This window comes from Derxia gummosa DSM 723, assembly GCF_000482785.1.
Classification (GTDB): Bacteria; Pseudomonadota; Gammaproteobacteria; order Burkholderiales; family Burkholderiaceae_E; genus Derxia; species Derxia gummosa.
Genome location: NZ_KI519499.1, coordinates 84,758 through 109,007 on the forward strand (window position 1 = coordinate 84,758; position 24,250 = coordinate 109,007).

Below are 24,250 nucleotides of genomic sequence, written 5' to 3' on the forward strand. Positions count from 1 at the left end.
TTATAGAATTTCGTCCCTTTTTCCCCTGACCCAGACTGACCTTCCATCGTGTCCGAGCCACCTGCTGCCACCCTCGCGCCTGCCCCCGCCACCGTGCCCTACTCCACCGCCTCCGTTACCGCCCCCGACGACGCCGCCAGTCGCGCCCGCTTCGTCGACTGGTTCCGCGCCGTCGCGCCCTACATCCATGCGTTCAAGCGCAAGGTCTTCGTCATCGCCTTCCCGGGCGAGATGATCCAGGCCGGCAAGCTCGCGCAGACGGTGCAGGACATCGCGCTGCTGCGCGCGCTGGGCATTCGCGTGGTGGTCGTGCACGGTTGCCGACCGCAGATCGAGGAGCAGTTGCGGCTGCGACACCGCGAAAGCCGCTTCCACGACGGCCGCCGCGTCACCGACGACGCCGCGCTCGAATGCGTCAAGGAAGCCTCCGGCGAAATCCGCCTCGACATCGAGGCCGCGTTCTCTCAGGGCCTCGCCAACACGCCGATGGCCAATGCCGACATCCGCGTCATGTCGGGCAACTTCGTGACCGCCAAGCCGGTCGGCGTGCTCGGCGGCGTCGACTTCGAGCACACCGGCGTCGTGCGCAAGATCGCGATCGACCAGATCCAGCTCGCGCTCAATTCGCGCGCGGTCGTGCTGCTGTCGCCGCTCGGCTTCTCGCCGACGGGCGAGGCCTTCAACCTGTCGATGGAAGACGTCGCGACGAGCATCGCGATTGCGCTCAAGGCCGAAAAGCTCATCTTCCTCACCGAAATCCCCGGCATCGTCGATGAACTCGGCGAACTCACGCGCGAGCTGTCGGAGCGCTCGGCCAAGGCCCTGCTCGACGGCGGCAAACTCGAAGCCGACACCGCCGTCTATCTGCGCCACTGCCTGCGCGCCTGCGAGGCCGACGTGCCGCGCGCCCACATGATCCCGTTCGACATCGACGGCGCGGCGCTGCTGGAAGTATTCACGCATGACGGCGTCGGCACGATGATCAGCCGCGACGATCTCGAATTCCTGCGCGAAGCCGGCCCCGACGACGTCGGCGCCATCCTCACGCTCATCGAACCGCTCGAAGCCGACGGCACCCTCGTGCCGCGCGGCCGAGGCGTGATCGAGCGCGACATCTCCGCCTTCTCGATCATTGAGCACGACCGCCGCATCTTCGGCTGCGCCGCGCTCCACCCCTACCCCGACCAGCGCATGGGCGAGATGGCCTGCCTCACCGTCGTGCCCGAAGCCCAGGGCCTCGGCGACGGCGAGCGGCTGCTCAAGCACATCGAGCAGCGCGCCCGCGAGGAAGGCCTGACGCGGCTGTTCGTGCTCACGACCCGCACCGCGCACTGGTTCCTCAAGCGAGGCTTCGTCCAGACCAGCCTTGATGCGCTGCCGCCCGAAAAGCAGCGCGCCATCGACCGCTCGCGCAACAGTCAGGTCTACATCAAGCAGCTCTGAAAACGCCGACGGCCCGCGCAAGGCGGGCCGTCCGATAAGGCTGCGAGCCGCGCGTCGTCATGAAAACGACGACGCGCCCCCAGGTTGAGGTTCAGTTGCCGCGCTCCACCCATTGCGTCGCAAAGCGCGTCAGCTCGGCAGCCTTGCGGATGCCGAGCTTCTCGCGCAGGTTGGCGCGATGCGCCTCGATGGTCTTGGCGCTGCGTCCGAGCTTTTCAGCAATGTCCTGCACCGAAAGCCCCTGACCGATGAGCCGCAGAATTTCGAATTCGCGGTCGGTGAGATTGTCGATGAAACTCACCGAATCGCCGGCATTCAGATAGCGCTGGAGCATGATCGTCTGCATCCGGTCGCTCACATACACGCCACCCTTCAGCACCTTGCGAATCGCCAGCAAAAGGCGATCCGACGCCTCCTGCTTCATCACATAGCCCTTGGCGCCCGCGCGATAGGCACGATCGCTGTAAAGCGATTCGTCATGCATGCTCATCATGATGATCGGCAATTCGGGGCGGATTTCGACCAGACGCTTCACCAGATCAATACCGCTCATGCCCGGCATCGAAATGTCGACAATCGCCAGATCGAGCTCGGTATTGCTGATTACATTGATGGCTTCTTCGGCATCCCCGGCCTCGGCCACGACACGCAAATCAGGTTCCCGATGCAGCAGCTCCGCAATGCCATGACGCACGATGGTGTGATCGTCCACGATCACGATGCGTGCCGGAACCAGCTGTTCGTTTGCGCCGGTGGCGCCACCCGTCTCGTTGGCGGGCTGTTCGTTGATCATTCCAATTCTCCGTCTCCGGGAGGTTCTTCAAGCGTCTGAGCCTTTCGCTCGTCAACGGTAATCGAAACCCCTACCGGTCTTTGCATCTTGCGAAAGGCGATCTTAGCGCCGATAAGCTGGGCTCGATAACGCATTCCCGCCAATCCCATCCCGGCGTTGCTGTCGACATCGCTTGCAAACAGCGCCCCGTCATTGCTGATGGTCAGGACGATGTTCGAATGCTTTCCACCGCGACGCGGCTTGAGTTCGAGTTCTATATCGATCCGATTGGGATGACCGTGCTTGATTGCGTTGTTCACCGCTTCCTGTGCAATTCGAAACAGGTGATGTGCAACATACTGGCTGCCAATCAACACCGGCTCGTCATTGATGAAGCGGCATTCGATCTTGAACAGATCGGCCACATCGATCGCCATTTGGCGCAGGGCCGACATCAGCGCATTGTCTTCGTCACCCACCGGGCGCAATCCATGGGCCAGATTGCGCGTCATCGAGACGGATCGATTGATGAGTTGAACCAGCTTTTCAGCGTCGCTGGCTTCCGCGGCACCCTTGTCGGCGAGCTTGCGGGCAAGCGCTTTGGCCAGAAATGCGATGCCGGTCAGATGCTGACCCAGCCCATCATGCAATTCCTGACCGATGCGTTCCTGCTCACGCTCTGTCGCCTTAAGGATGCTGCGCTGCATTGGAATTACAATGCTGTTCACATTACCTCCGAACGGGCGGGATTCGAGTCTAACCCACCTCAACCCAAGCCCGCCGACAACCGAGCGCCATCCATACGAGGCCTGCCATGCCGCGCACCATCCACTGCATCAAACTCGACAAGGAAGCCGAAGGACTCGACTTCCCGCCCTATCCCGGTGAGCTGGGCAAGAAGATCTTCGAGAAGGTCAGCAAGGAAGCTTGGCAGCAATGGCTCAAGCACCAGACGATGCTGGTGAACGAGAACCGCCTCAATCTGGCCGATCCACGCGCGCGCCAATACCTCGCCAAGCAGATGGAAGCGCATTTCTTCGGGGACGGCGCCGACGCCGCCCAAGGCTACGTCCCGCCCACCGCGGCCTGACGTCAGCTCCGTCAAGCGACAACGGCGGAATGCCCTTGAGGCATTCCGCCGTTTTTCATTGCGGCGCGGAAAGCGCCACCGCCGGCCGCATCAGTCGCGCTGAACGCTCTGCTCGAATTCCTCGATCGCCAGATGGCGCACGTCGCGGCCCTTGACCATGTAGATCACGTACTCGCACATGTTCTTGGAATGGTCGCCGATGCGTTCGAGCGCCTTCGACACGAACAGCAATTCGATCGCGCGCGAGATGGTGCGCGGGTCTTCCATCATGTGCGTGATGAGTTGGCGCACGATCGACGCGTACTCGACGTCGACCGCCTCGTCCTCGCGCACGACAGCGGTCGCGCCCTGCACGTCGAGACGCGCATAGGCGTCGAGCGCGCGGCGCAGCATGCCGATCGCCGTGTTCTCGAGATGCTTGAGCTCGACACGCGGAAGATGCGCGCGATTGGCCTCGGAAATCGCCTGAGCCATGCGCGAGATCTTCACGGCCTCGTCGCCGATGCGTTCGAGGTCGGTGATCATTCGCATGATCGTGTGGATCACGCGCAGGTCGCCGGCGGCAGGCTGGCGGCGCGCGATCATCTGGGTGCAGGCCTCGTCGATCTCGACTTCGAGCCGGTTGACATGGGCATCGCCACTGACCACGGCGTTGACCAGCGCGAGATCACCCGTGTCGAGCGCCTCGACCGCCTTGCTGATCTGCTGCTCGACCAGGCCACCCATCTGGAGAACCTTGTTGCGGACCGCTTCGAGTTCGCTGTCGTACTGCTTGGAGATGTGATCGCTCATCTGGGCACTCGGGTGTGGCGTGGAGTTCTGGAAGCTAGCGGCGCCGCATGACGCTCGCGTGTCATTTCGTATGCGATGCGGCGGTGATCGTGCGCACGCCGGTGGACGTGCCGAGCAGCAGCACATCGGCCGGGCGGCGCGCGAAGATGCCGTGGGTGACGATGCCCGGAATCTGGTTCAGACGCCCTTCGAGCTCGACCGGATCGGCAATGCTCAGTCCCTTGACGTCGAGGATCACGCAGCCGTTGTCGGTCATGAAGGCGCTGCCATCCGGCTTGAGGCGCCAGTTGACCTCGACCATCGGATGCTCGGCCGCGAGCTTCATGAGCTGGCGCGCCACATAGCTGCGCGCGAGCGGAATCACCTCGACCGGCAGCGGGAACTTGCCGAGCGTGTTCACGAGCTTGGACTCGTCAGCGATGCAGACGAACCTGTCGGCCACGGCCGCGACGATCTTCTCGCGCGTCTGCGCGCCGCCGCCGCCTTTGATCATGTGCATGCCATGGTCGATCTCGTCGGCACCGTCCACATACACCGGGATGTCGCGCACGCTGTTGAGGTCGAGCACCTCGATGCCGTGCTTCTTGAGACGGATGGCGCTGCGTTCGCTGCTGGCGACGGTGCCGCCGATCTCGCGCGCATACGGCGCAAGCGCGTCGATGAAGAGGTCGGCGGTGGAGCCGGTGCCGATGCCGAGCGCGGCGCCCGTGCCGAGGTAGGGCTTGATCGTCTCGACGGCGGCCAGCGCAACGGCCTGCTTGAGTTCGTCCTGAGTCATCGATGCAGACTTGTCTTGGGGGTGGCAGGCCAGTGTAGCAGCGGCCTCGTGATGCATTGCGCAAGAAGCCTGCCAAGCACAGGCAAGCCCTAGGCGCGACGCGCCTGCCGGCAGCACCGCGATGACACGTCTGAATGAAGGCCTCCGGCAACGCTCGTGAATGAAGAACGCCGATGCCGCTCGTGGCGGCACCGGCGTCCGGTTCGTCGGCGGCAGGCGCCGACGGGTACAGCCGCTCCCCCGGGAAGGCGGAGCACTGAAAGCGCTTGCAAGCGGTGCGCCCAGGCACCGCCCGCGATCATCACTTCTTGCGCGCGGGCGGCAGATCGGTGCAGACGCCCTCGGCCACTTCCGCCGCCATGCCGATCGACTCGCCGAGCGTCGGGTGCGGATGGATGGTCTTGGCGATGTCCACCACGTCGGCGCCCATCTCGATCGCGAGCGCGACCTCGCCGATGAAATCGCCGGCATGCGTGCCGACGATGCCGCCGCCGATGATCTTGTGCGACGCCTCGTCGAAGATCAGCTTGGTGAAGCCCTCGTCGCGCGTGTTGGCGATCGCGCGGCCCGACGCGGCCCAGGGGAACTTGCCGACCTTGACCTTGATGCCCGCCTTCTTGGCCTCGTCTTCGGTCGTGCCGACCCAGGCCACTTCCGGATCGGTGTAGGCCACGCCCGGAATCACGCGCGCGTCGAAGAAGGCCTTCTCGCCCGCCGCCGCCTCGGCCGCCACATGCGCCTCATGCACCGCCTTGTGCGCGAGCATCGGCTGGCCGACCAGATCGCCGATCGCGAAGATGTGCGGCACGTTGGTGCGCATCTGCCTGTCAACCGGGATGAAGCCGCGATCGGTCACGGCCACGCCGGCGGCCTCGGCGCCGATCTTCTTGCCGTTGGGCGAGCGGCCGACGGCCACGAGCACCAAGTCGTACAGCTGCGGCTCGGCCGGCGCCTGCTCGCCCTCGAACGTGACGGCGATGCCTTCCGGCTTGGCCTCGACGCCGACGGTCTTCGTCTTGAGCATGACCTTGTCGAACCGCTTCGCGTTGTACTTCTGCCAGACGTTCACGAGGTCGCGGTCGGGACCGACCATGAGGCCGTCCATCATCTCGACCACGTCGATGCGTGCGCCGAGCGTCGAGTACACCGTGGCCATTTCGAGGCCGATGATGCCGCCGCCGATCACGAGCATCTTCTTGGGCACCTGGCGCAGTTCGAGCGCGCCGGTGCTGTCCACGATGCGCGGGTCTTCGGGCACGAACGGCAGCTTCACCGGCTGCGAGCCGGCTGCGATGATGGCCTGCTCGAACTTGATGACCTGCTTCTCGCCCGTCAGCTCCTGGCCGGTGCCGCTCGCGACCGACACTTCGAGGTGATGGCTGTCGATGAAGCGGCCGACGCCGCGCACCGTGCGCACCTTGCGCGCCTTGGCCATGCCGGCGAGGCCGCCCGTGAGCTTGCCGACCACCTTCTCCTTGTGGGCGCGCAGCTTGTCGATGTCGATCTTCGGCGCGGCGAACTCGACGCCCAGATCGGCGAAATGCGAGGCCTCGTCCATCACGGCCGCGACGTGCAGCAGCGCCTTCGACGGGATGCAGCCCACATTCAGGCAGACGCCGCCGAGCGTCGCGTAGCGCTCGACGATGATCGTGTCCATGCCGAGGTCGGCCGAGCGGAAGGCGGCCGAATAGCCGCCGGGGCCGGCGCCGAGCACCAGCATGCGGCAGGTATGGTCAACCTTGCCGGTGTACGCAGGCGCGGCATTCGGCGCGGGTACCGAGGCCGGCGCGGGCGCGGCGGCCGGCACCGGCGCGGGCGACGACTGCACGGCGGGCGCGGGCACCGGCGTGGCGGCCGACGCGGGCGCGGCCGGGGCGGTGGCGGGTGCGGCGGCGCCATCGCTCTCGGCCAGCAGGATCACCGATCCCTTGCTCACCTTGTCGCCGACCTTGACCTTGATCTCCTTGACCACGCCGGCCGCGTCCGACGGCACTTCCATCGAAGCCTTGTCCGATTCGAGCGTGATGAGGCTCTGCTCCTTCGCGATCTTGTCGCCCGGCTTGACGAGCACCTCGATGACTTCGACCGCGTCGAAATCGCCGATGTCCGGGACGGTCACTTCGATGATCTGGCTCATCGCATCTCTCTCCTTGCTTCTTGGGGGAAGCGGACTCGTGGTCCGCCGTTGGCTGTTCTGGATCGAAAGCCTGGTTCAGTGAGGTTTCTGGCGCGGGACAGCGGCCTTGCTGCCGTCCGGCGCCGTCGCGGGCCGGCTGCCTGCCGCGAGCAGTTGCGCGCAATCGGCGTTCGGCTGGTGTTCGAGGCCGGGAACGATCAGGGGAATGATCGCGGCCGGCGCGGCCACGAGGCCGAGCGCCACCGCGCCCGCCGCCCGCGCCAGCAACGGCCCCTTGTCGAGCGACACATCCGGATTGGCGAACGTGCCCTTCACGTCGATCGGCGTGCGCAGCGACACGATGCGCAGCCCCGTCGCGTCGGGCTTCACGCGCAGGTCGAGCGTCTCGTCGCGGAAGCTGGCCTGACCGGTGATGTCGATGCGCGCCGGCTCGGTCGCCAGCTCGGCGCGGCGCACGCGCGCGACGCCGTCGTTCAGGTTCATGTCGATGAGCGCGCAATGCAGCGGCACGGTCTTGTCGCCGAACAGCTGGCCGACCACCACGCTGCCGAGGTTGAGCCCGGCCAGTTCCAGCAGCTGCTTGCTGAGCACGCCCTCGCGCGTGACGAACTTGAGTTCGCCGTCGCCGTTGCCGAGCAGCTCGCCGACCGAATCGCCGCGCGAGGTGATCGCCGCCGCGCCGTTGATCTCGCCCACGCTCTTGCGCAGCAGCTCCTGCTCCGGAAACAGCCGCGACAGCCGCAGGCCGGTCGCGCGCAGGTCCATGCCGGCGTCGAGCGGCGATTGCGCGCTGTCGAGCGCCACCTTGGCATCGACGCGGCCGCCCGCGAGGCCGAAGTCGAAGGGGTCGATCGTCAGCCGGCCGTTGTCGAGCACGGCGTGGAACTTGAGGTCGGCGAGCGGGATCGACGCATCGTTGAGCACCTGCGCGCCGGTGAACTTCACGTCCACGTCCATCGTCTTCCAGCGCGAGGTATCGAACTTCGTGCGCGGCAGCACCTTGCCGGGCGTGCCGGCCTGGTCGTGCTTCGGCGCGCCGCTCGCGGTGGCCGACTTGTCCGCCGCCTGATTGGGCTTGACGCCGATCAGCGGCCCGAGATCGACCAGCCGCAGCTGCTTCGAGCGGAACTCGCCCTCGAAGCGCGGACGCGGCGCATGCGACACATAGGCCAGCCGGCCCGCGATGTCGCTCTGCCCCACCTGCCCGGTGAAGTCTTCATAGCGCCACGTCGCCTCGGCCGGCGCGAGGCTGCCGGCGAGCCGCCCCTCGGTGCGGAACGGCGAGGTCGCCGGCAGCACGATGCCCGTCAGCGCATACAGGTCGGCCATCGACTCGGCCTCGACCTTGAGACGGAAGTCGATGCCCGACAGCGCGAGCGGGTTCTCGACAATGCCCTCGGCCTCGGCGCGGGTCTTGCCCACGCTCGCCGTCGCGCGCGCCGGAAAACGCACGCCCGGCTGGTTGAGCGTCAGCACGCGGCCCAGCTCGCCCTCGCCCTTGACCGGCGCATCGCGGAACTTGCCGCCGAGCGTGAAGGCCAGGCCGTACTTGCCGTCGCGCGGCGGCTCGACCGTCTGCCAGTCGAAGGCGAGGTCGAGCTTCTGCGGCGCGTCGGAATACACGAAGTGGCCCTGGTCGATCTCCAGCGACCGCACCTCGACCTTCCATTTGGACGGCTGCTTGTCGTCGTCCTGCTTGAAGGTCCAGTTGTTGCGGTCCTGCTCGCGACGCAGGTCCACCGACGGCCCGCGCACGACCAGCGAGCGCAGCCGCAGCGTGTGCGCGAACAGCGCCATCGGCGCGAGGTCGAGGCGCAGTTCCTTCACGTCCACCATCCGCGCCGGCCGCCCTTCGGCGATGGCCCAGTCGGTGTTGGCGATGCGCAGATCGCCCGCGCGCAGTTCGGGATGCGGCACCACGCGCGCCCAGAAACCCTCGCCCTCGTCGCCACGCCGCCAGTCCACGCCGAGGTCGCCGCCGATCTCGAAACGCCGGTCGAGCGCGTCCGAGACCCGGTCGTTGATCCAGGGCGTGAAGCGGTTGAGATTGACGGTCGAGACGAACACGACGAGTGCGATGAGCAGAAGCGCGATCAGCGCCACGAAGATGGCCAGCGCACGACCCGCGCGCGCGAGCGGCGAGCGCCGCCCGGCCGCGCGGTGCGCCGGATTCGGGGCATGCGCCCCGTGATTGCTGTCGTCGGGCATGGGAGCGACCTCTGAGCCGAAGGTGAAGATGAAATCCACCTTGGCTCGCGGGCCGCTTCCCGCCCAAACCGCGAAATCGCCTGATACGCCGCTTGCAGCCCGCGCGTCGCCCGGCTAGGGACAAACGCGCAGGCCGGCGATCAGATGAGCACGCGGCGCATGTCGGCCAGCACGTCCGACAGGTAGGTGGTGAAGCGCGCCGCCTGGGCGCCGTCGATCACGCGGTGGTCGTAGCTCAGCGACAGCGGGAGCATCAGCTTGGGCTGGAAGGCCTTGCCGTCCCACTTGGGCTTGATCTCGGTCTTGCTCAGGCCAAGGATCGCCACTTCCGGCGCGTTGATGATCGGCGTGAAGGCCGTGCCACCCACGCCGCCGAGCGACGAGATGGTGAAGCTCGCGCCCTGCATGTCGGCACCCGACAGCTTGCCGTCGCGCGCCTTGGCGGCGAGTTCGGCCGTCTCCTTGGCGAGCTGGGCGACGCCCTTCTTGTCCACGTCGCGCAGCACCGGCACCACGAGGCCGTTGGGCGTGTCCGCCGCGAAGCCGAGGTGGTAGTACTGCTTGAGGATCAGGTTGGCGCCGGTCTCGTCGAGCGAGCTGTTGAAGGCCGGGAACTTCTTGAGCGCGGCGACGCAGGCCTTCATGACGAAGGCGAGCATCGTGACCTTCACGCCCTGCTTGGCGAGTGCCTCGTTCGTGTCCTTGCGGAACTGTTCGAGTTCGGTCACGTCGGCTTCGTCGAACTGCGTGACGTGAGGAATCATCACCCAGTTGCGCGCGAGGTTCTGGCCGCTGAGCTTCTTGATGCGCGACAGCGGCTCGACCTTGGTCTCGCCGAACTTGCTGAAGTCGATCTTCGGCCACGGCAGCAGGTCCAGACCACCGCCGAGCGACTTGCCGGCGGCGGCGGGCGCGGCGGCCGGCGCAGCCTTGGCGGCGGCGATCACGCCCTTGACATAGGCCTGCACATCCTCGGTCGTGATGCGGCCCTTGCTGCCCGAGCCGGTCACGCCGCTCAGATCGACGCCGAGTTCACGCGCGAACTTGCGCACCGACGGCGAGGCGTGCGGGCGCTGGGCCAGCGGCACCTCGACTTCGGGTGCGGTCGGCGGCGCCGGGCGCGCGGCCGAAGCCGGCGGCGGCGCGGTCACGACGGCGGGAGCCTGGGCCGGCGCGGCGGCGGGCGCCGCAGCACTCGCGGCCGATGCCGGAGCGGCTGCGCCACCCGCGACTTCGACCAGGCCGATCAGGTCGCCGCTGTTCAGCTTGTCGCCGAGCTTGACCTTGAGTTCCTTCAGAACGCCGGCGGCGCTCGACGGGACTTCCATCGAGGCCTTGTCCGATTCGAGCGTGATGAGGCTCTGCTCCACCTTGATGGTGTCGCCCACTTTCACCAGCACCTCGATCAGCTCGACGTCCTTCGAGTCGCCGATGTCGGGCACGCGCACCTCGACGATGCCGCCCACGCCCGTGGGCGCGTCGCTGCCCTCGGGCGCGCTCGGCGCTGGGGCTGAAGCCACCGGCGCAGCGGGCGCCGGCGCACTCGCGGCCGGCGCCGGAGCGGCGGCGGCCGCGCCTTCGGCTTCGAGCAGCAGCACGAGGTCGCCGGTGTTGGCCTTGTCGCCGAGCTTGATCTTCACTTCCTTGACCACGCCGGCGGCGCTCGACGGGACTTCCATCGAGGCCTTGTCCGATTCGAGCGTGATGAGGCTTTGCTCGACCTTCACCACGTCGCCGACCTTGACGAGGACTTCGATGACTTCGACGTCCTTCGAATCCCCGATGTCGGGGATCTTCACTTCAACCAGACTCAATTGAATCTCCGTTGTTCGTTCTTATTGCGTGACGGGGTTGGGCTTGCTCGGGTCGATGCCGTACTTGGCGATCGCCTCAGCCACCACGGTCGCGGGGATCGTGCCTTCGTCGGCCAGCGACTTGAGCGCCGCGATGGTGATGAAGTGGCGATCGACCTCGAAGAAGTGACGCAGTTTCGAGCGGAAATCGCTGCGGCCGAAGCCGTCGGTGCCGAGCACGGTGTAGTCGCGGCCCTTGGGCAGGTAGGGGCGGATCTGCTCCGAGTACATCTTGATGTAGTCGGTGCTGGAGATGATCGGGCCGCTGCTGGCGCCGAGCTGCTGCGCCACGTAGGGCACGCGGGCTTCCTCGGTGGGGTGCAGCAGGTTCCAGCGCTCGGCGTCGGCGCCTTCGCGGGCCAGCTCGGTGTAGCTCGTCACGCTCCAGACGTCGGCGGTCACGCCCCAGTCGGCTTCGAGCAGTTCCTTGGCCGCGAGCGATTCGCGCAGGATGGTGCCGCTGCCGAGCAGCTGCACGCGCTTGGCCTCGCCTTCCTTGCCGTCGACCAGCTTGTAGATGCCCTTGATGATGCCTTCCTCGGTCCCCGGCTTCAGGCCCGGATGACCGTAGTTCTCGTTCATCACGGTCAGGTAGTAGAAGACGTTTTCCTGGTCTTCGACCATGCGCTTGATGCCGTGCTGGACGATCACCGCGACTTCGTGGGCGAAGGTCGGGTCGTAGCTCACGCAGTTGGGGATCGTGGCGCTGAAGATGTGCGAATGGCCGTCTTCATGCTGGAGGCCTTCGCCATTGAGCGTGGTCCGGCCGGCGGTACCGCCGAGCAGGAAGCCGCGCGCCTGCATGTCGCCGGCGGCCCAGGCCAGGTCACCGATGCGCTGGAAGCCGAACATCGAGTAGTAGATGTAGAACGGCAGCATGATCCGGTCGTTCGTCGAGTACGACGTCGCGGCGGCGATCCAGTCGGCCATCGCGCCGGCTTCGTTGATGCCCTCTTCCAGGATCTGGCCGGCCTTGTCCTCGCGGTAGTACATCACCTGGTCCTTGTCGACCGGTTCGTACAGCTGGCCTTGCTGACTGAAGATGCCGAGCTGGCGGAACATGCCTTCCATGCCGAAGGTGCGCGCCTCGTCCGGCACGATCGGCACCACGCGCGGGCCCAGTTCCTTGTCGCGGATGAGCTGGACCAGGAAGCGCACGAAGGCCTGCGTCGTGCTGATCTCGCGGCCTTCGGCCGTCGGCTCCAGCAGGCTCTTGAAGAAGTCGAGCGTCGGCGCGGTGAACTTCTCGCTGCTCACCGGGCGGCGCGACGGGAGGTAGCCGCCCATGGCCTGGCGACGCTCCTGCAGATACTTCATCTCGGGCGTGTCGGCGCCCGGCTTGTAGAACGGCAGGTCTTCGAGCTGCTCGTCCGACACCGGAATGCCGAAGCGGTCGCGGAACTCGCGGATGCTCTGCGCGCCCAGCTTCTTCTGCTGGTGGGTGGTGTTCTTGCCTTCCCCGATCTTGCCCATGCCGAAACCCTTGACGGTCTTGGCGAGGATGACGGTCGGCTTGCCGTGGTTGTCGGTCGTGGCCGACAGGTAGGCGTTGTAGACCTTGTTGGGGTCGTGGCCGCCACGGTTGAGGCGCCAGATGTCGTCATCGCTCATGTGCGCGACCATCTCGGCCGTCTCGGGCGTCTTGCCGAAGAAGTTCTTGCGCACGTAGGCGCCGTCGTTGGCCTTGTAGTTCTGATATTCACCGTCGACGGTGTCCATCATCACCTTCTGCAGCGTGCCGTTCTTGTCCTTGGCGAGCAGCGGGTCCCAGTACGAGCCCCAGATCACCTTGATGACGTTCCAGCCGGCGCCGCGGAACTCGGCTTCGAGCTCCTGGATGATCTTGGCGTTGCCGCGCACCGGGCCGTCAAGACGTTGCAGGTTGCAGTTGATGACGAACACGAGGTTGTCCAGGCCCTCGCGCGCCGCCATGCCGATCGCGCCGAGCGATTCCGGCTCGTCCATCTCGCCGTCGCCGCAGAAGGCCCAGACCTTGCGCTTGCTCGTGTCGGCGATGCCGCGCGCATGCAGGTACTTGAGGAAGCGCGCCTGATAGATCGCCATCAGCGGTCCGAGGCCCATCGACACCGTCGGGAACTGCCAGAACTCCGGCATGAGCTTGGGGTGCGGGTAGGACGTGATGCCCTTCTTGTCAACGTCCTGGCGGAAGTTGGCGAGGTTCTCCTCGCTCAGCCGGCCTTCGAGGAAGGCGCGGGCATAGATGCCGGGCGCCGAATGGCCCTGGATGTAGAGCAGGTCGGAGCCGTCCGGATGCTCGGGGCCCTTCCAGAAGTGGTTGAAACCCACGCCGATCATCGTCGCCAGCGAGGCGAACGAGGCGATGTGGCCGCCCAGCGAGCCGCCGTCCGGCGTCTCGATCTTGTTGGCCTTGACGACCATCGACATCGCGTTCCAGCGCATCCACGAGCGCAGGCGCTCCTCGTACTCGAGGTTGCCGGGGAAGGGTTGCTCCTTCGACGCGGGGATGGTGTTGACGTAGGCGGTGTTGGCCGAAAACGGGACGTAGGCGCCGTTGCGGCGGGTGAGGTCGACGAGCTTTTCGAGCAGGTCATGGGCGCGCTCGACGCCTTCGCGCTCGATGACGGATTCAAGCGCGTCGAGCCACTCGCGGGTCTCGACGGCATCGGGATCGTTGGCCGCGTTCAGCGGCGCATTGGGCACTGCGGACATGGATGTCTCCTCTTCAGGTGCGCGGCGGCGGAGCCGTCCCAGCGTGGTTCAAGCGAAAGCGCTTGCCCCTTGGTGTTTGCCGGGGGTTGTCTCCTCCTCCGAAGGCGAGCGGATTCTATTTTGCGAATCGTGAGTCGTGATTTTGTTATGTGAGAAACGCGCTGAATTTCAGATCGCGCTTTCACGCATCCCTTCGGGCAGACGATTCGTCCACAATCGGCGCACCGATTCGGCAGGTTTCATGAACACGCTCCCCTCCTCGCACACAAGCCGCGGCCCTCTTGCCGCCGGCGAACACGCGCCGCGCCGCGAGCCGCTTTCCCGCTGGTACTGGCTGACGCCACTCATCTCGATGGCGATCTTCATCGCGGTGATGGGTGCCGGCGCCTGGTGGCTGCATCGCCAGCAGCAATCCCTCGAGCGCGAGGTGCTCTACCGCGACACCGAGGCGGCAGCGCAGACCGTGCGGCTGCGCGTGCTGTCGCAGCAGGACGCGCTGTCGTCGCTCGCGCGCAGCCTCGCGGCGGAAGAGATCGACGAGAACGGCTTCCGCTCACGCGCGAAGGAGCTGGTCGCGCAGTACGGCGAGATCAACTCGGTCGCCGCCTTCGACGCCCAGCGCAACCTGCGCTGGGCCGAGGCGCGCCCCGACTCCGGCGCCAACTGGCAAACCGGCATGCCGATCCTCGAATCCGAGCCGACCGCCAACTACAACCGCGCCCGCGACGCGCGCCAGGCGCGCTACAGCCGCGTGTATTCGCGCTCGAACGCCAAGGTGTTCGACGTGGCGGTGCCAGTGTTCATCGGCACGCGCTTCTCGGGCATGGTCATCGCCACGTATTCGGTGTCGAGCCTGCTGAGCAATGCGGTGCCGACCGAGATCCGCACCAAGTACAAGGTCGAGATCCATGACCGCGAGGAGCGCTCGATCGCGGCCGAGGGCGACCAGTTCGACGAACTTGGTGTCGAGCATTCACGCCTGCTCGATCCGCCCGGCGACGGCATGCGGCTGGTGGCCCATGCCGACGCCCAGCGTCCGCACTTCCGCACCAACCTGCTGCTGTGGCTGGTGCTCGGCCTGTCGGTGTTCATCATCTGGTCGCTCGCGACAGTGTGGCGCCACATGCTGAGGCGCGCCGCTGCCGAGCAGCAGCTGGAGCGCGAGGCGGGCTTTCGCCGCGCGATGGAAGACTCGATGCTTACCGGCATGCGCGCCATCGACATGGAAGGCCGCATCACCTACGTCAACGCCGCCTTCTGCCGCATGACCGGCTTTGCCGAGCACGAACTGCTCGGCGCGGTACCGCCCTACCCCTACTGGACCGCCGAGGACATCGCGAGCAAGTGGGACGAGTTCGCCGCCGTCATGAGCAGCCGCGCCTACCGCGACAACCTCGGCCTCGAAGCCACGGTGCAGCGCAAGGACGGCAGCCGCTTCGCCGCCCGCCTCTATCTCTCACCGCTCATCGACGAGCGCGGCGCGCAGTTCGGCTGGATGACGTCGATGACCGATATCACCGAGCCGAAGCGCGTGCGCGAAAGCCTCGCCGCCGCGCACGAGCGCTTCACCACCGTGCTGGAGGAACTGGACGCCGCCGTGTCGGTGGTCGCGCCGCCCGCCGACCCGTCACGCGGCGAGGCCGAGCTGCTGTTCGCCAACCGCTACTTCCGCCAGCTGTTCGGCAACGATCCGGCCGGCCACGCCAAGCTCGCCGGCAGCGCACCGCCCGACGCCGCCGCGCCCGGCACCGCGCACGAGGTGCATTGCACCGACATCGACCGCTGGTTCGAGGTGCGCCGGCGCCAGATCGAATGGGTGGACGGCCGCCGCGTCGAGGTGCAGATCGCCACCGACATCACCAGCCGCGTGATGAGCGAGAACATCCAGCGCCAGCAGGCCGCGCGCGAAGCCTGGACCTCGCGGCTCATCACCATGGGCGAGATGGCGTCGAGCCTCGCCCACGAACTCAATCAGCCGCTCACCGCCATCACCAACTACTCGATGGGCACGGTCGCGCGGGTCAAGTCGATCATGTCGCGCGACCCCGAAAGCCGCGCCGGCGAGCTGCTGCCGCCGCTGGAAAAGACCGCGTCGCAGGCCCAGCGCGCCGGCGCGATCATCCGGCGCATCCGCGAGTTCGTGAAACGCCGCGAGCCCAATCGCAAGAAGGCAACGGTGCAGGCCATCCTCGACGATGCGATCGGGCTGGTGGAATTCGACGCGGTCAAGCGGCAGGTCATCATCGAGACCGAGCTTCAGCCGCATCTGCCGCCGATCGCCGTCGATCCGATCATGATCGAGCAGGTGCTGGTCAACCTCATGCGCAACGGCATCGAGGCGATGGCCGATGCGCGCGACCGACGCCTCACGGTCAGCGCCCATGTCTATACCGACCCGGCCGGACAGGTTGGCACCGCGATCGACGTCATGGACCGGGGCCACGGCATCCCGCCCGAGGCGGCGGCCCAACTGTTCGAGCCCTTCTACACGACCAAGAGCGAAGGCATGGGCATGGGCCTGAACATCTGCCGTTCGATCGTTGAGTTCCATCAGGGACGGCTGTGGGCCGAGAACAATCCCCCATTGAACGGTCAGCCAAATGGCTGCACCTTCCACTTGCGTTTGCCGTTCCATCACGCTGGGGAAACCCCAGCGAATGACGGTACCAATGAAGTCACCTCGCAGGTGACGCCATCCTGAAGCAAGACCAGGAGATGCCAATGCTCGCCACCCCCCTCCGCTCTTCCGCGCCCGCCACCACCACGCAGCCGCCCACCGTCTTCATCGTCGATGACGACGAAGCTGTGCGCGACTCGCTCGCCTGGCTGCTGGAAGCCAACACCTATCGCGTGCAGGCCTTCGAATCCGCCGAAGCCTTCCTGGAAAGCTACGAGCCGATGAAGATCGGCGTGCTCCTGCTCGATGTGCGCATGCCCGGCATGAGCGGCCTCGAGCTCCAGGAGCGCCTCAATGCCATGGGCAATGGCAACCGCTTCTTCCTGCCGATCATCTTCATCACCGGCCACGGCGATGTGCCGATGGCGGTGTCCACCATGAAGAAGGGCGCGGTCGATTTCGTCGAGAAGCCGTTCAACGAATCGGAACTGCGGGCCATCGTCGAACGCATGCTGACCCAGGCCCAGACCGTCGCCGCCGACAACGTCCGCAAGCGCGCGGCGGAAGAAAAGCTTTCGCGCCTCACGCTGCGTGAGCGTCAGGTGCTCGACTGCATCGTCGCAGGCCGGCTCAACAAGCAGATCGCCGACGACCTGTCGATCAGCATCAAGACCGTCGAAGCGCATCGCGCCAACGTGATGGAAAAGCTTGGCGTCGCCAATGTCGCGGATCTGCTCAAGCTGGCGTTGAGCCAACGCTGATTGACGGGCGACGAACACGCAGCCCTGCATGCGAGAAGGGCCGGACGCGGGATACCCCGCCTCCGGCCCTTCGTGCTTCTGGTGCCTTCCGAGCGTAGCTCAACCCGCCGCGATCGCCTTGTCGATCGAGGCCGCAAGCTGCTGCTCGATCGCTCCGGCGAAACCGGCAAACATGAAGCCGAGTTCGATCGTCACCTCGACGCGGCTGTCGCTGATCTGCACCTTGCCGTCCACGCCCGGCCGGTAGAACGCCAGGGAATTGCCCTGCCAGCCGCCGCTGCTCAGCCCGAACTTCTCCGCCAGCTTGTCCACGACCTTTTGCGACACGCGCCGTGCGCCTTCCAGCCCGAGTTGATGGTTGCGCGTGATCGAAATGCTAGCCATGCCTGAATCTTCCTCCGTGCAATTTGATGAATTCGAATCCCTTGGCCCAAGCGCAATGCGCTGTCAGCCGGCAATCTGGAATACCTGACGCAGATAAGCGAGATAGGCTGCGTCGTCGCACATGTTCTTTGCTGGCGAATCCGAAATCTTCGCCACCGGCGCGCCATTGCATCGCACCATCTTGATCACGATCTGCAAGGGCTCTGGGCCGACATCATTCATCAGATTGGTACCGATTCCGAACGCCAAGCGAGTGCGCCCGCGGAATCGCTGGTAAAGCGCCATTACCAGACCAAAATCCAGGCTGTCGGAAAACACCATGAGCTTTGTTCGCGGATCGCAGCGATTGCGAGTCCAGTGTTCGATCATTCTTTCACCCCAGGCAAAGGGATCACCGGAATCGTGACGTGCGCCGTCGAACAGCTTGCAGAAGAACATGTCGAAATCGCGCAGGAATGCATCGAGTCCGTAGACATCGGAAAGCGCAATCCCTAGATCGCCGCGATACTCGCGCGCCCAGGTCTCGAGCGCGAAGGTCTGGGAGTCGCGCAACCGCGGACCGAGCGCCTGGCAGGCCTGGAGGTACTCATGGGCCATCGTGCCGTGCGGCACAAGGCCATGGCGCATCGCGTACCAGACGTTGGAGGTGCCGGCAAAGCGGTCGCCGAGGCCGTCGCGCAGCCCCAGCAACACCTCTTCCTGCCAGGCTCGCGAAAACCGGCGACGAGTGCCGTAATCGGCAATTCGCAAATTGTCGAAGTCCGCGTCACTTGCCACCAAATCGATCTTGGCACGCAAACGCTGGCGCCCTTCTGCCAGATCGGCATCGGCCACGAGATTCCTGAAATACACTTCATTGATGATGGCCAGCAACGGAATCTCGAAAAGAATCGTGTGCAGCCATGGACCCTTGATCGACAACTCGATCCCACCATCCACCGTGGGTTCGATGCTCAGATACTTCTGATTAAGGCGAAATATCCCGAGAAAATCGACAAAGTCGCTCTTGATGAACCTGAGGCCACGCATGTACTGCAGTTCGGCTTCTTTGAATTGCAGTCCGACCAGATGCTTGATCTCGCCCCGAATCTCATCTACATGCTTGGCGAGATTCACTCCGGGCGTGCGGCACCGAAACCGGTACTCGACATTCGCACCCGGAAAATGATGCAGCACGACCTGCATCATCGTGAACTTGTAGAGATCGGTATCGAGAAGCGACTGGATGATCATGACGGAAGAGGTGTCGGGGCCGCGCCCTGGGCACGGACCGCTCGGCGACGACGGCAAGCACCAAGGGCCGTCGGTTAGAATGCCAGTCTTTTCAGCAGGTTCAGCGCGGGCAAGAACAGGACTCGCACTGCACGCACAAACTCCATCGATCCCGAGGTTTTACATGACTCACGTTGTGACCGAACAATGTATTCGCTGCCGTTATACGGACTGCGTGGACGTCTGTCCGGTCGATTGCTTCCGCGCTGGCCCCAACTTCCTCGTGATCGATCCCGATGAGTGCATCGACTGTGCCGTCTGCATTCCCGAGTGCCCCGTGAACGCGATCGTGGCGGAAGAGGACGTGCCCGCCGACCAGACGGCCTATATCGCCCTCAACGCCGAACTGGCCAAGAGCTGGCCGTCGATTACCCGCAGCGAAGACCCGTTGGCCGATCACAAGCAATGGGCCAACGTCCCCGACAAGCTGAAGTACCTCGAACGCTGACCGGCCCTACGCCCGTAAGCGGGCGGCGATCACCAGGTTCAAGATGACGGCGCACCGGATCCCGGGGCGCCGTTTTTCTTTGCATGCACGCATCCGGCGACCACACCACGGTGCCAGCAGCTTGTGATCTCTGAAAACCCCCGGTTGCCCGAGCGATCAGGATTGTCGGAAATGCGATGAAATCCGGACCAGCCGCAGCGCCCATCGCCCATGCTGCTATGCAACAAAACAGGCCGATGGCAAACTCGCGCCGGCTTTCCGTCAACGGGCAACGCAGGCGATTCGACGCAGGCGCAGGGTGCGTGGCGCTCCCGGCAAAAATCACAGGGACAACAGCATGCTTTACCAATTTCACGAGATGCAGCGTGCCATGCTGCGCCCGCTTTCGGCTTGGGCCGAAGCTACGGCGCAGATCTATTCGAACCCCGTTTTGCCGTTCTCGCACACCCCAATGGCCAAGCGGATGTCGGCCGGATTGCAATTGCTGCACCGCATCGGAAAAACCTACGAAAAGCCCGATTGGAACCTCGAGACCACGGAGGTCGACGGACAGACCATCGAAGTCACGACAGAAACAGCCATCGATCTTCCGTTCTGCAAGCTGACCCATTTCCGCCGCGCCATCAGCGATGAGCGGAACGCTCAGGATCCGCGCGTACTTCTCGTCGCGCCACTCTCCGGCCACTTCGCCACCCTGCTGCGCGATACGGCACGCATGCTGATTCGTGACCATGACGTCTGGGTGACCGAATGGGTCGATGCCAAGTTCATTCCCGTCACCGAAGGCCCGTGGTGCCTCGACGACTACGTTCACTACGTCATCGAATTCATCCGCGCACTGGGTCCGAGCATTCACCTCATCTCGGTCTGCCAGCCGACGGTGCCGGTGCTCGCGGCGGTGTCGCTGATGGCCTCGGCCAATGATCCGAAGTCGCCCCGCTCCATGACGATGATGGGCGGTCCGATCGACACCCGGCGCGGCTCGACCGCGGTCAACGATCTGGCCAAGCGCAAGCCGCTCAGCTGGTTCGAGAACCATGTGATCTATTCTGTGCCGGCCCAGCATCCTGGCTATCTGCGCAAGGTCTATCCCGGTTTTCTTCAACACGCCGGGTTCGTCGCGATGAATCCCGATCGTCACACCCAGGCCCACTACGATTACTACCTCGACCTGGTGAAGGGTGACCTCGACGACGCCGAGTCGCACCGCAAGTTCTACGACGAGTACAACGCGGTGCTAGACATGCCGGCCGAGTACTACCTGCAGACCATCCGCACCGTATTTCAGGACCACCTGCTGCCGCGAGGCCTGTGGGAAGTGCGCGGACAGCTTGTCAAGCCGGCCGACATCAAGACCACCGCCCTACTCACCGTCGAGGGCGAACTCGACGACATCTCCGGGCCGGGCCAGACCCAGGCGGCGCACGACCTGTGCACCGGCATTCCGGCGGATCGCCAGCAGGACGTCGTAGTGGAAGGCGCCGGGCATTACGGCATTTTCTCGGGCCGCCGCTGGCGCGAGGTGGTGTATCCGAAGATTCGCGAATTCATCCGCGAGCACAACTGAAATCTCCGGAGCCACAAATGCCAAGGGCCGCACGATGCGGCCCTTGGCCATTCAGCGCCCATCCGACTTGCGGTCGCCTGGGTCGGCATCAGTTCAAAGTTCGGAATCCGTCGACTCAAGTCCGAGATCCTGGACCTTGCGCGTGATGGTGTTGCGCCCGATACCCAGCTTCTGCGCCGCTTCGATGCGGCGCCCATGGGTGAAGTTGAGTGCCGTCCGGATAACCGCTGCCTCGAACTTACGCGTCAGCTGTTCCATTACCTCGGGGCTGCGCGCAGACAGCAGCCGCGCAGCTTCGCGCTCCAGCGAACGCACCCAATCGTCACCCTCGGACGAGGATGCTGCCGTCAAAGCGACGCTTGCCGAGCCGAATCCCGCCGCCGCGATCCCGCCTGTCGGCGGTACGGCGCCGGTCGACGTCACTGCCTCCGGCGCAATTGCCAAGCCCGCCACTGCGACCGAAGCCGCCGCACCCAGCTGCTCGCGCACCTCCGGCGGCAGATCCTTCACCTCGATCACTTGACCCGGTGCCATCACGGTCAGCCAGTGGCAGAGGTTTTCGAGTTGGCGCACGTTGCCAGGCAGCGGCAGGGTCATCAGCGCCTGCAGAGCTTCCATCGACAGACGCTTGGACTCGACTTGGAGTTGGCGAGCGCTGACCTTGAGAAAGTGCTGTGCCAGCAGAGGAATGTCCTCGCGACGTTCTCGCAGCGACGGCAGGCGTAGGCGGATCACGTTGAGCCGATGAAACAGGTCTTCGCGGAACAGCCCCTGCTTGACCCGCTCTTCAAGGTTCTGGTGGGTTGCCGCGATGACGCGCACGTTGGCCCGGATCGGACTTACCCCGCCGACGCGGTAGAAGGTGCCATCGGACAGCACCCGCAGCAGACGGGTCTGCAATTCGGCGGGCATGTCGCCGATTTCATCGAGGAACAGCGTGCCGTTCTCGGCCTGCTCGAAGCGTCCGCGGCGCAAGGTCTGGGCACCGGTGAACGCACCGCGTTCATGGCCGAAAAGCTCGCTTTCCAGCAGGTCGCGCGGAATGGCGGCGGTGTTGAGCGCAATGAACGGGGCATCACGGCGCGGGCTGTGGCGATGCAGCGCACGGGCTACCAGTTCCTTGCCAGTACCGGATTCGCCGGTGATCAGCACGGTCACATTCGACTGCGACAGCCGGCCGATCGCGCGGAACACGTCCTGCATTGCCGAGGCTTGGCCGAGGATCTCGGGGGCCGCCGTTGTGGTCTCGGTAGCGACCGCCTCCTCGCGCTGGCTTTCACTCACGGCGCGCCGGATCAGATCGACCGCCTTGGTGATGTCGAAAGGCTTGGGCAGGTATTCGAAGGCGCCACCCTGAAAGGCCGCGACGGCGCTTTCGAGGTCGGAATAGGCGGTCATGATGATGACCGGCACGGCCGGATGGTCACGACGCACCTGCTGAAGCAGTTCGAGGCCCGCGTTCTGTGTCGCGCCACCCGGCATCCGGATATCGGAAACCATCACTTGTGGTTCTTCGACTTCAAGTGCGTCGAGCGCCTCGCGCATGTTCGAGAAGGTGCAGACGGGAAACTGCTCACGCGTCAAGGCTTTTTCGAGAACCCAGCGGATCGATTGATCGTCGTCGATGATCCAGATCGGCTTCATTTGCGTCCACCTTCTTGCTGAGTGTCTGCATTCGGGGCGCATTCGCGGCCTGCGTTGCGGGCCACTCGCACCACTTGGGTGTCTTTCATTCCTGTCCTGTCAAAACTCATCGGCCGGAGTTGCCGCGGCGTTCAGGAACCGAGCGGGAGCAGGATCCGGAAATCTGTCGAACCCGGCTCGCTATCGCATTCGATGACGCCGTGGTGTTGCTGGACAAACGTCTGTGCCAGCGTGAGGCCGAGTCCACTGCCACCTTCGCGCCCGGAAACCAGCGGATAGAAAATCCGGTCACGAATATCGGCGGGAATCCCAGGTCCGTTATCGATAATATGCAAATCTAATGCCAACGGCCATCTACGCTTTCCGAGCGTGACATTGCGGATCACCCGGGTGCGCAGGGTAATGACCGCCGCGCCTTCGGCAATGTGACGCGACAAAGCTTGCGCCGCGTTATTGGCGATATTCAGCACCGCCTGAATCAGTTGCTCCTTGTCGCCTCGAATTTCCGGCACGCTGATATCGTAATCACGCACGATCTTCAGACCTTGGGGAAATTCGGCGAGTATCACTGACCGAACCCGTTCACAGACCTCATGAATGTTCACCTGTGAAATCAGCTTGGGCCGGCGATGCGGTGCAAGCAGCCGATCCACGAGGGTCTGAAGGCGGTCGGCCTCCTTGACGATTACCTGGGTGTATTCACGCAATTCGGCGGCCCGGTCCATGACCGAGATTTCCTGTTCCAGCAATTGCGCCGCCCCGCGGATTCCGCCGAGCGGATTCTTGATCTCATGTGCCAGATTGCGGATCAGCTCGCGATTGGCCTGCCCTTGCTCGATCAGACGCTCCGCCCGATCCACCTTGAGCTGCTGCTCGATCTCTCGGAACTCGATCAGGGCGCCAAGACCAGCCTCCTGCAAGCTGACCACCGTGCTGTGAACGGTGACCGGATCACGATTCGGCAGACCGAAAGTCACGTCCTGACGCTTCTGCTCGAAGCGTCCTTCATACACCTGAGTGAGCAGTTCGGTCAGACCGCTGCCCGGAAAGATCATTCCGATCACCTGCCCGACCAGCGCCCGGCGCGAGACGCTGAGCATGCTTTCGAGCGCCGAATTCGCAAACACGACCGTGAATTGCGAATCCGTGACGAGCACGCCGCACCCCAGAAGATCAAGGCCCGCAAACTGCGGGAACTGGCCTGCATTCATTGCAACTCCCGAATCAATTGGGCAGGTTGCCAAGCTCACGCTTGATCGAGGTGAGATTGCCTTCCGCCTGGGCGATGTCTTCCTTCAGGCGAGCAACCCGATCGAGATACTTCTGGTAATTGCGCTCGTCGCCACGCCGCTCGGGTTCGCCATTGTTGAATTCGGCTCGAAGCTGCTGCAGGCGCTCTTCCTGAACATGCAATTCGGCCTCGAGTATCCGGCGTCGATCATCGTCACGCCCCTTCTGTACGGCGGGATCGATCTTGAGATCCCCGCGCGGCGCGGCGGCAGCCGGATTTGCCGGCTTGGCCGAAACAGGCGCGCTGCGCGGTACCGTCGTGATCGCCGGTAGATCGATGGGCTTGCACCCTCTCGTATCTCCGACGTTCTTGTATTCGATCGTCTTGTCAGGCAATTCGCATTTCACGACCTGCGCATTTGCATCAAGGCTCAGCCAGCCGAGCAGCAGGGTGGAAATGAAAAAGCGGTGCGTCATTCGTGGTCCCCGTCGCGACAGAAAGTCGGAATCCAGTGTATGGCACGCACAGTTTCGGTGCAAAGACGAAAAGCACCAGCTTCGTG

At 64.7% G+C, this 24,250-nt stretch carries 19 protein-coding genes; 6 read left to right on the plus strand and 13 right to left on the minus strand.

Going from position 1 to position 24,250, the window contains the following annotated elements; all coding sequences use genetic code 11:
* Positions 1 to 45: 45 nt before the first annotated feature.
* On the plus strand, positions 46 to 1,443 hold the full coding sequence (gene argA, locus H566_RS0117875; protein ID WP_425387963.1) for an amino-acid N-acetyltransferase: 1,398 nt from the start codon (positions 46 to 48) through the stop codon (positions 1,441 to 1,443).
* Positions 1,444 to 1,534: 91 nt separating this feature from the next.
* Here argA and H566_RS0117880 read toward each other — a convergent pair whose 3' ends face one another.
* Together H566_RS0117880 and H566_RS26130 are read right to left on the minus strand one after the other, a co-directional pair.
* Positions 1,535 to 2,236 (minus strand): response regulator transcription factor, encoded by a 702-nt coding sequence (locus H566_RS0117880; protein ID WP_084545262.1) that lies wholly within the window; start codon positions 2,234 to 2,236, stop codon positions 1,535 to 1,537.
* Positions 2,233 to 2,922 carry a sensor histidine kinase gene (locus tag H566_RS26130; RefSeq protein WP_051378954.1) on the minus strand — a complete coding sequence of 230 codons (690 nt, stop codon included), beginning with the start codon at positions 2,920 to 2,922 and terminating at the stop codon, positions 2,233 to 2,235. The genes H566_RS0117880 and H566_RS26130 overlap by 4 nt, the downstream gene beginning before the upstream one ends.
* 107 nt (positions 2,923 to 3,029) lie before the next feature.
* On the opposite strand from H566_RS26130, the gene H566_RS0117890 reads away from it, so the two are divergent.
* Entirely contained in the window at positions 3,030 to 3,305 is a 276-nt protein-coding gene (locus H566_RS0117890; RefSeq protein WP_028312509.1) for an oxidative damage protection protein, read from the plus strand.
* Positions 3,306 to 3,395: 90 nt separating this feature from the next.
* Here H566_RS0117890 and phoU read toward each other — a convergent pair whose 3' ends face one another.
* The 6 genes from phoU to aceE form a co-directional block, all read right to left on the minus strand.
* The gene (gene phoU / locus H566_RS0117895; RefSeq protein WP_028312510.1) at positions 3,396 to 4,097 is read right to left on the minus strand and encodes a phosphate signaling complex protein PhoU; all 702 of its coding nucleotides are present in this window, start codon (positions 4,095 to 4,097) and stop codon (positions 3,396 to 3,398) included.
* Between the two features lie 61 nt (positions 4,098 to 4,158).
* Complete coding sequence (gene rpiA, locus H566_RS0117900) at positions 4,159 to 4,875, minus strand: ribose-5-phosphate isomerase RpiA (protein WP_028312511.1); 717 nt, start codon at positions 4,873 to 4,875, stop codon at positions 4,159 to 4,161.
* A gap of 301 nt (positions 4,876 to 5,176) precedes the next feature.
* Positions 5,177 to 7,012, minus strand: a complete 1,836-nt coding sequence (lpdA, locus tag H566_RS0117905) for a dihydrolipoyl dehydrogenase (protein WP_028312512.1) — start codon at positions 7,010 to 7,012, stop codon at positions 5,177 to 5,179.
* 75 nt (positions 7,013 to 7,087) lie between these two features.
* Positions 7,088 to 9,220, minus strand: a complete 2,133-nt coding sequence (locus H566_RS26135) for an AsmA family protein (protein ID WP_156924492.1) — start codon at positions 9,218 to 9,220, stop codon at positions 7,088 to 7,090.
* A 140-nt stretch (positions 9,221 to 9,360) separates the two neighbouring features.
* Positions 9,361 to 11,034, minus strand: coding sequence for a dihydrolipoyllysine-residue acetyltransferase (aceF, locus tag H566_RS0117915; RefSeq protein WP_028312513.1), 1,674 nt, complete (start codon positions 11,032 to 11,034; stop codon positions 9,361 to 9,363).
* Between the two features lie 21 nt (positions 11,035 to 11,055).
* The gene (aceE, locus tag H566_RS0117920) at positions 11,056 to 13,764 is read right to left on the minus strand and encodes a pyruvate dehydrogenase (acetyl-transferring), homodimeric type (protein WP_028312514.1); all 2,709 of its coding nucleotides are present in this window, start codon (positions 13,762 to 13,764) and stop codon (positions 11,056 to 11,058) included.
* Positions 13,765 to 14,005: 241 nt separating this feature from the next.
* Here aceE and H566_RS26140 point away from each other — a divergent pair, with 241 nt between their 5' ends.
* Both H566_RS26140 and H566_RS0117930 read left to right on the plus strand, forming a co-directional pair.
* Positions 14,006 to 16,465, plus strand: coding sequence for a PAS domain-containing sensor histidine kinase (locus H566_RS26140; RefSeq protein WP_084545263.1), 2,460 nt, complete (start codon positions 14,006 to 14,008; stop codon positions 16,463 to 16,465).
* A gap of 20 nt (positions 16,466 to 16,485) precedes the next feature.
* A complete protein-coding gene (locus H566_RS0117930) occupies positions 16,486 to 17,142 on the plus strand; it encodes a response regulator transcription factor (protein ID WP_034412176.1) in 657 nt (218 codons plus the stop codon).
* A 99-nt stretch (positions 17,143 to 17,241) separates the two neighbouring features.
* On the opposite strand, the gene H566_RS0117935 is transcribed toward H566_RS0117930, so the two are convergent.
* The gene (locus H566_RS0117935) at positions 17,242 to 17,526 is read right to left on the minus strand and encodes a polyhydroxyalkanoic acid system family protein (RefSeq protein WP_028312516.1); all 285 of its coding nucleotides are present in this window, start codon (positions 17,524 to 17,526) and stop codon (positions 17,242 to 17,244) included.
* Positions 17,527 to 17,589: 63 nt separating this feature from the next.
* Positions 17,590 to 18,759: a nicotinate phosphoribosyltransferase gene (gene pncB, locus H566_RS0117940; RefSeq protein WP_028312517.1), complete on the minus strand. Its 1,170-nt coding sequence runs from the start codon at positions 18,757 to 18,759 to the stop codon at positions 17,590 to 17,592.
* 163 nt (positions 18,760 to 18,922) lie between these two features.
* Here pncB and fdxA point away from each other — a divergent pair, with 163 nt between their 5' ends.
* Positions 18,923 to 19,246 carry a ferredoxin FdxA gene (gene fdxA, locus H566_RS0117945; RefSeq protein ID WP_028312518.1) on the plus strand — a complete coding sequence of 108 codons (324 nt, stop codon included), beginning with the start codon at positions 18,923 to 18,925 and terminating at the stop codon, positions 19,244 to 19,246.
* A 337-nt stretch (positions 19,247 to 19,583) separates the two neighbouring features.
* Positions 19,584 to 20,813, plus strand: a complete 1,230-nt coding sequence (locus H566_RS0117950; RefSeq protein WP_028312519.1) for a polyhydroxyalkanoate depolymerase — start codon at positions 19,584 to 19,586, stop codon at positions 20,811 to 20,813.
* Positions 20,814 to 20,906: 93 nt separating this feature from the next.
* Here H566_RS0117950 and ntrC read toward each other — a convergent pair whose 3' ends face one another.
* The 3 genes from ntrC to H566_RS0117965 all read right to left on the minus strand — a co-directional run bounded on the left by ntrC (position 20,907) and on the right by H566_RS0117965 (position 24,164).
* Positions 20,907 to 22,457, minus strand: a complete 1,551-nt coding sequence (ntrC, locus tag H566_RS0117955) for a nitrogen regulation protein NR(I) (protein WP_028312520.1) — start codon at positions 22,455 to 22,457, stop codon at positions 20,907 to 20,909.
* Between the two features lie 131 nt (positions 22,458 to 22,588).
* Positions 22,589 to 23,668 (minus strand): nitrogen regulation protein NR(II), encoded by a 1,080-nt coding sequence (glnL, locus tag H566_RS0117960; RefSeq protein ID WP_028312521.1) that lies wholly within the window; start codon positions 23,666 to 23,668, stop codon positions 22,589 to 22,591.
* 13 nt (positions 23,669 to 23,681) lie between these two features.
* A complete protein-coding gene (locus tag H566_RS0117965) occupies positions 23,682 to 24,164 on the minus strand; it encodes a hypothetical protein (RefSeq protein ID WP_028312522.1) in 483 nt (160 codons plus the stop codon).
* Positions 24,165 to 24,250: the final 86 nt, after the last annotated feature.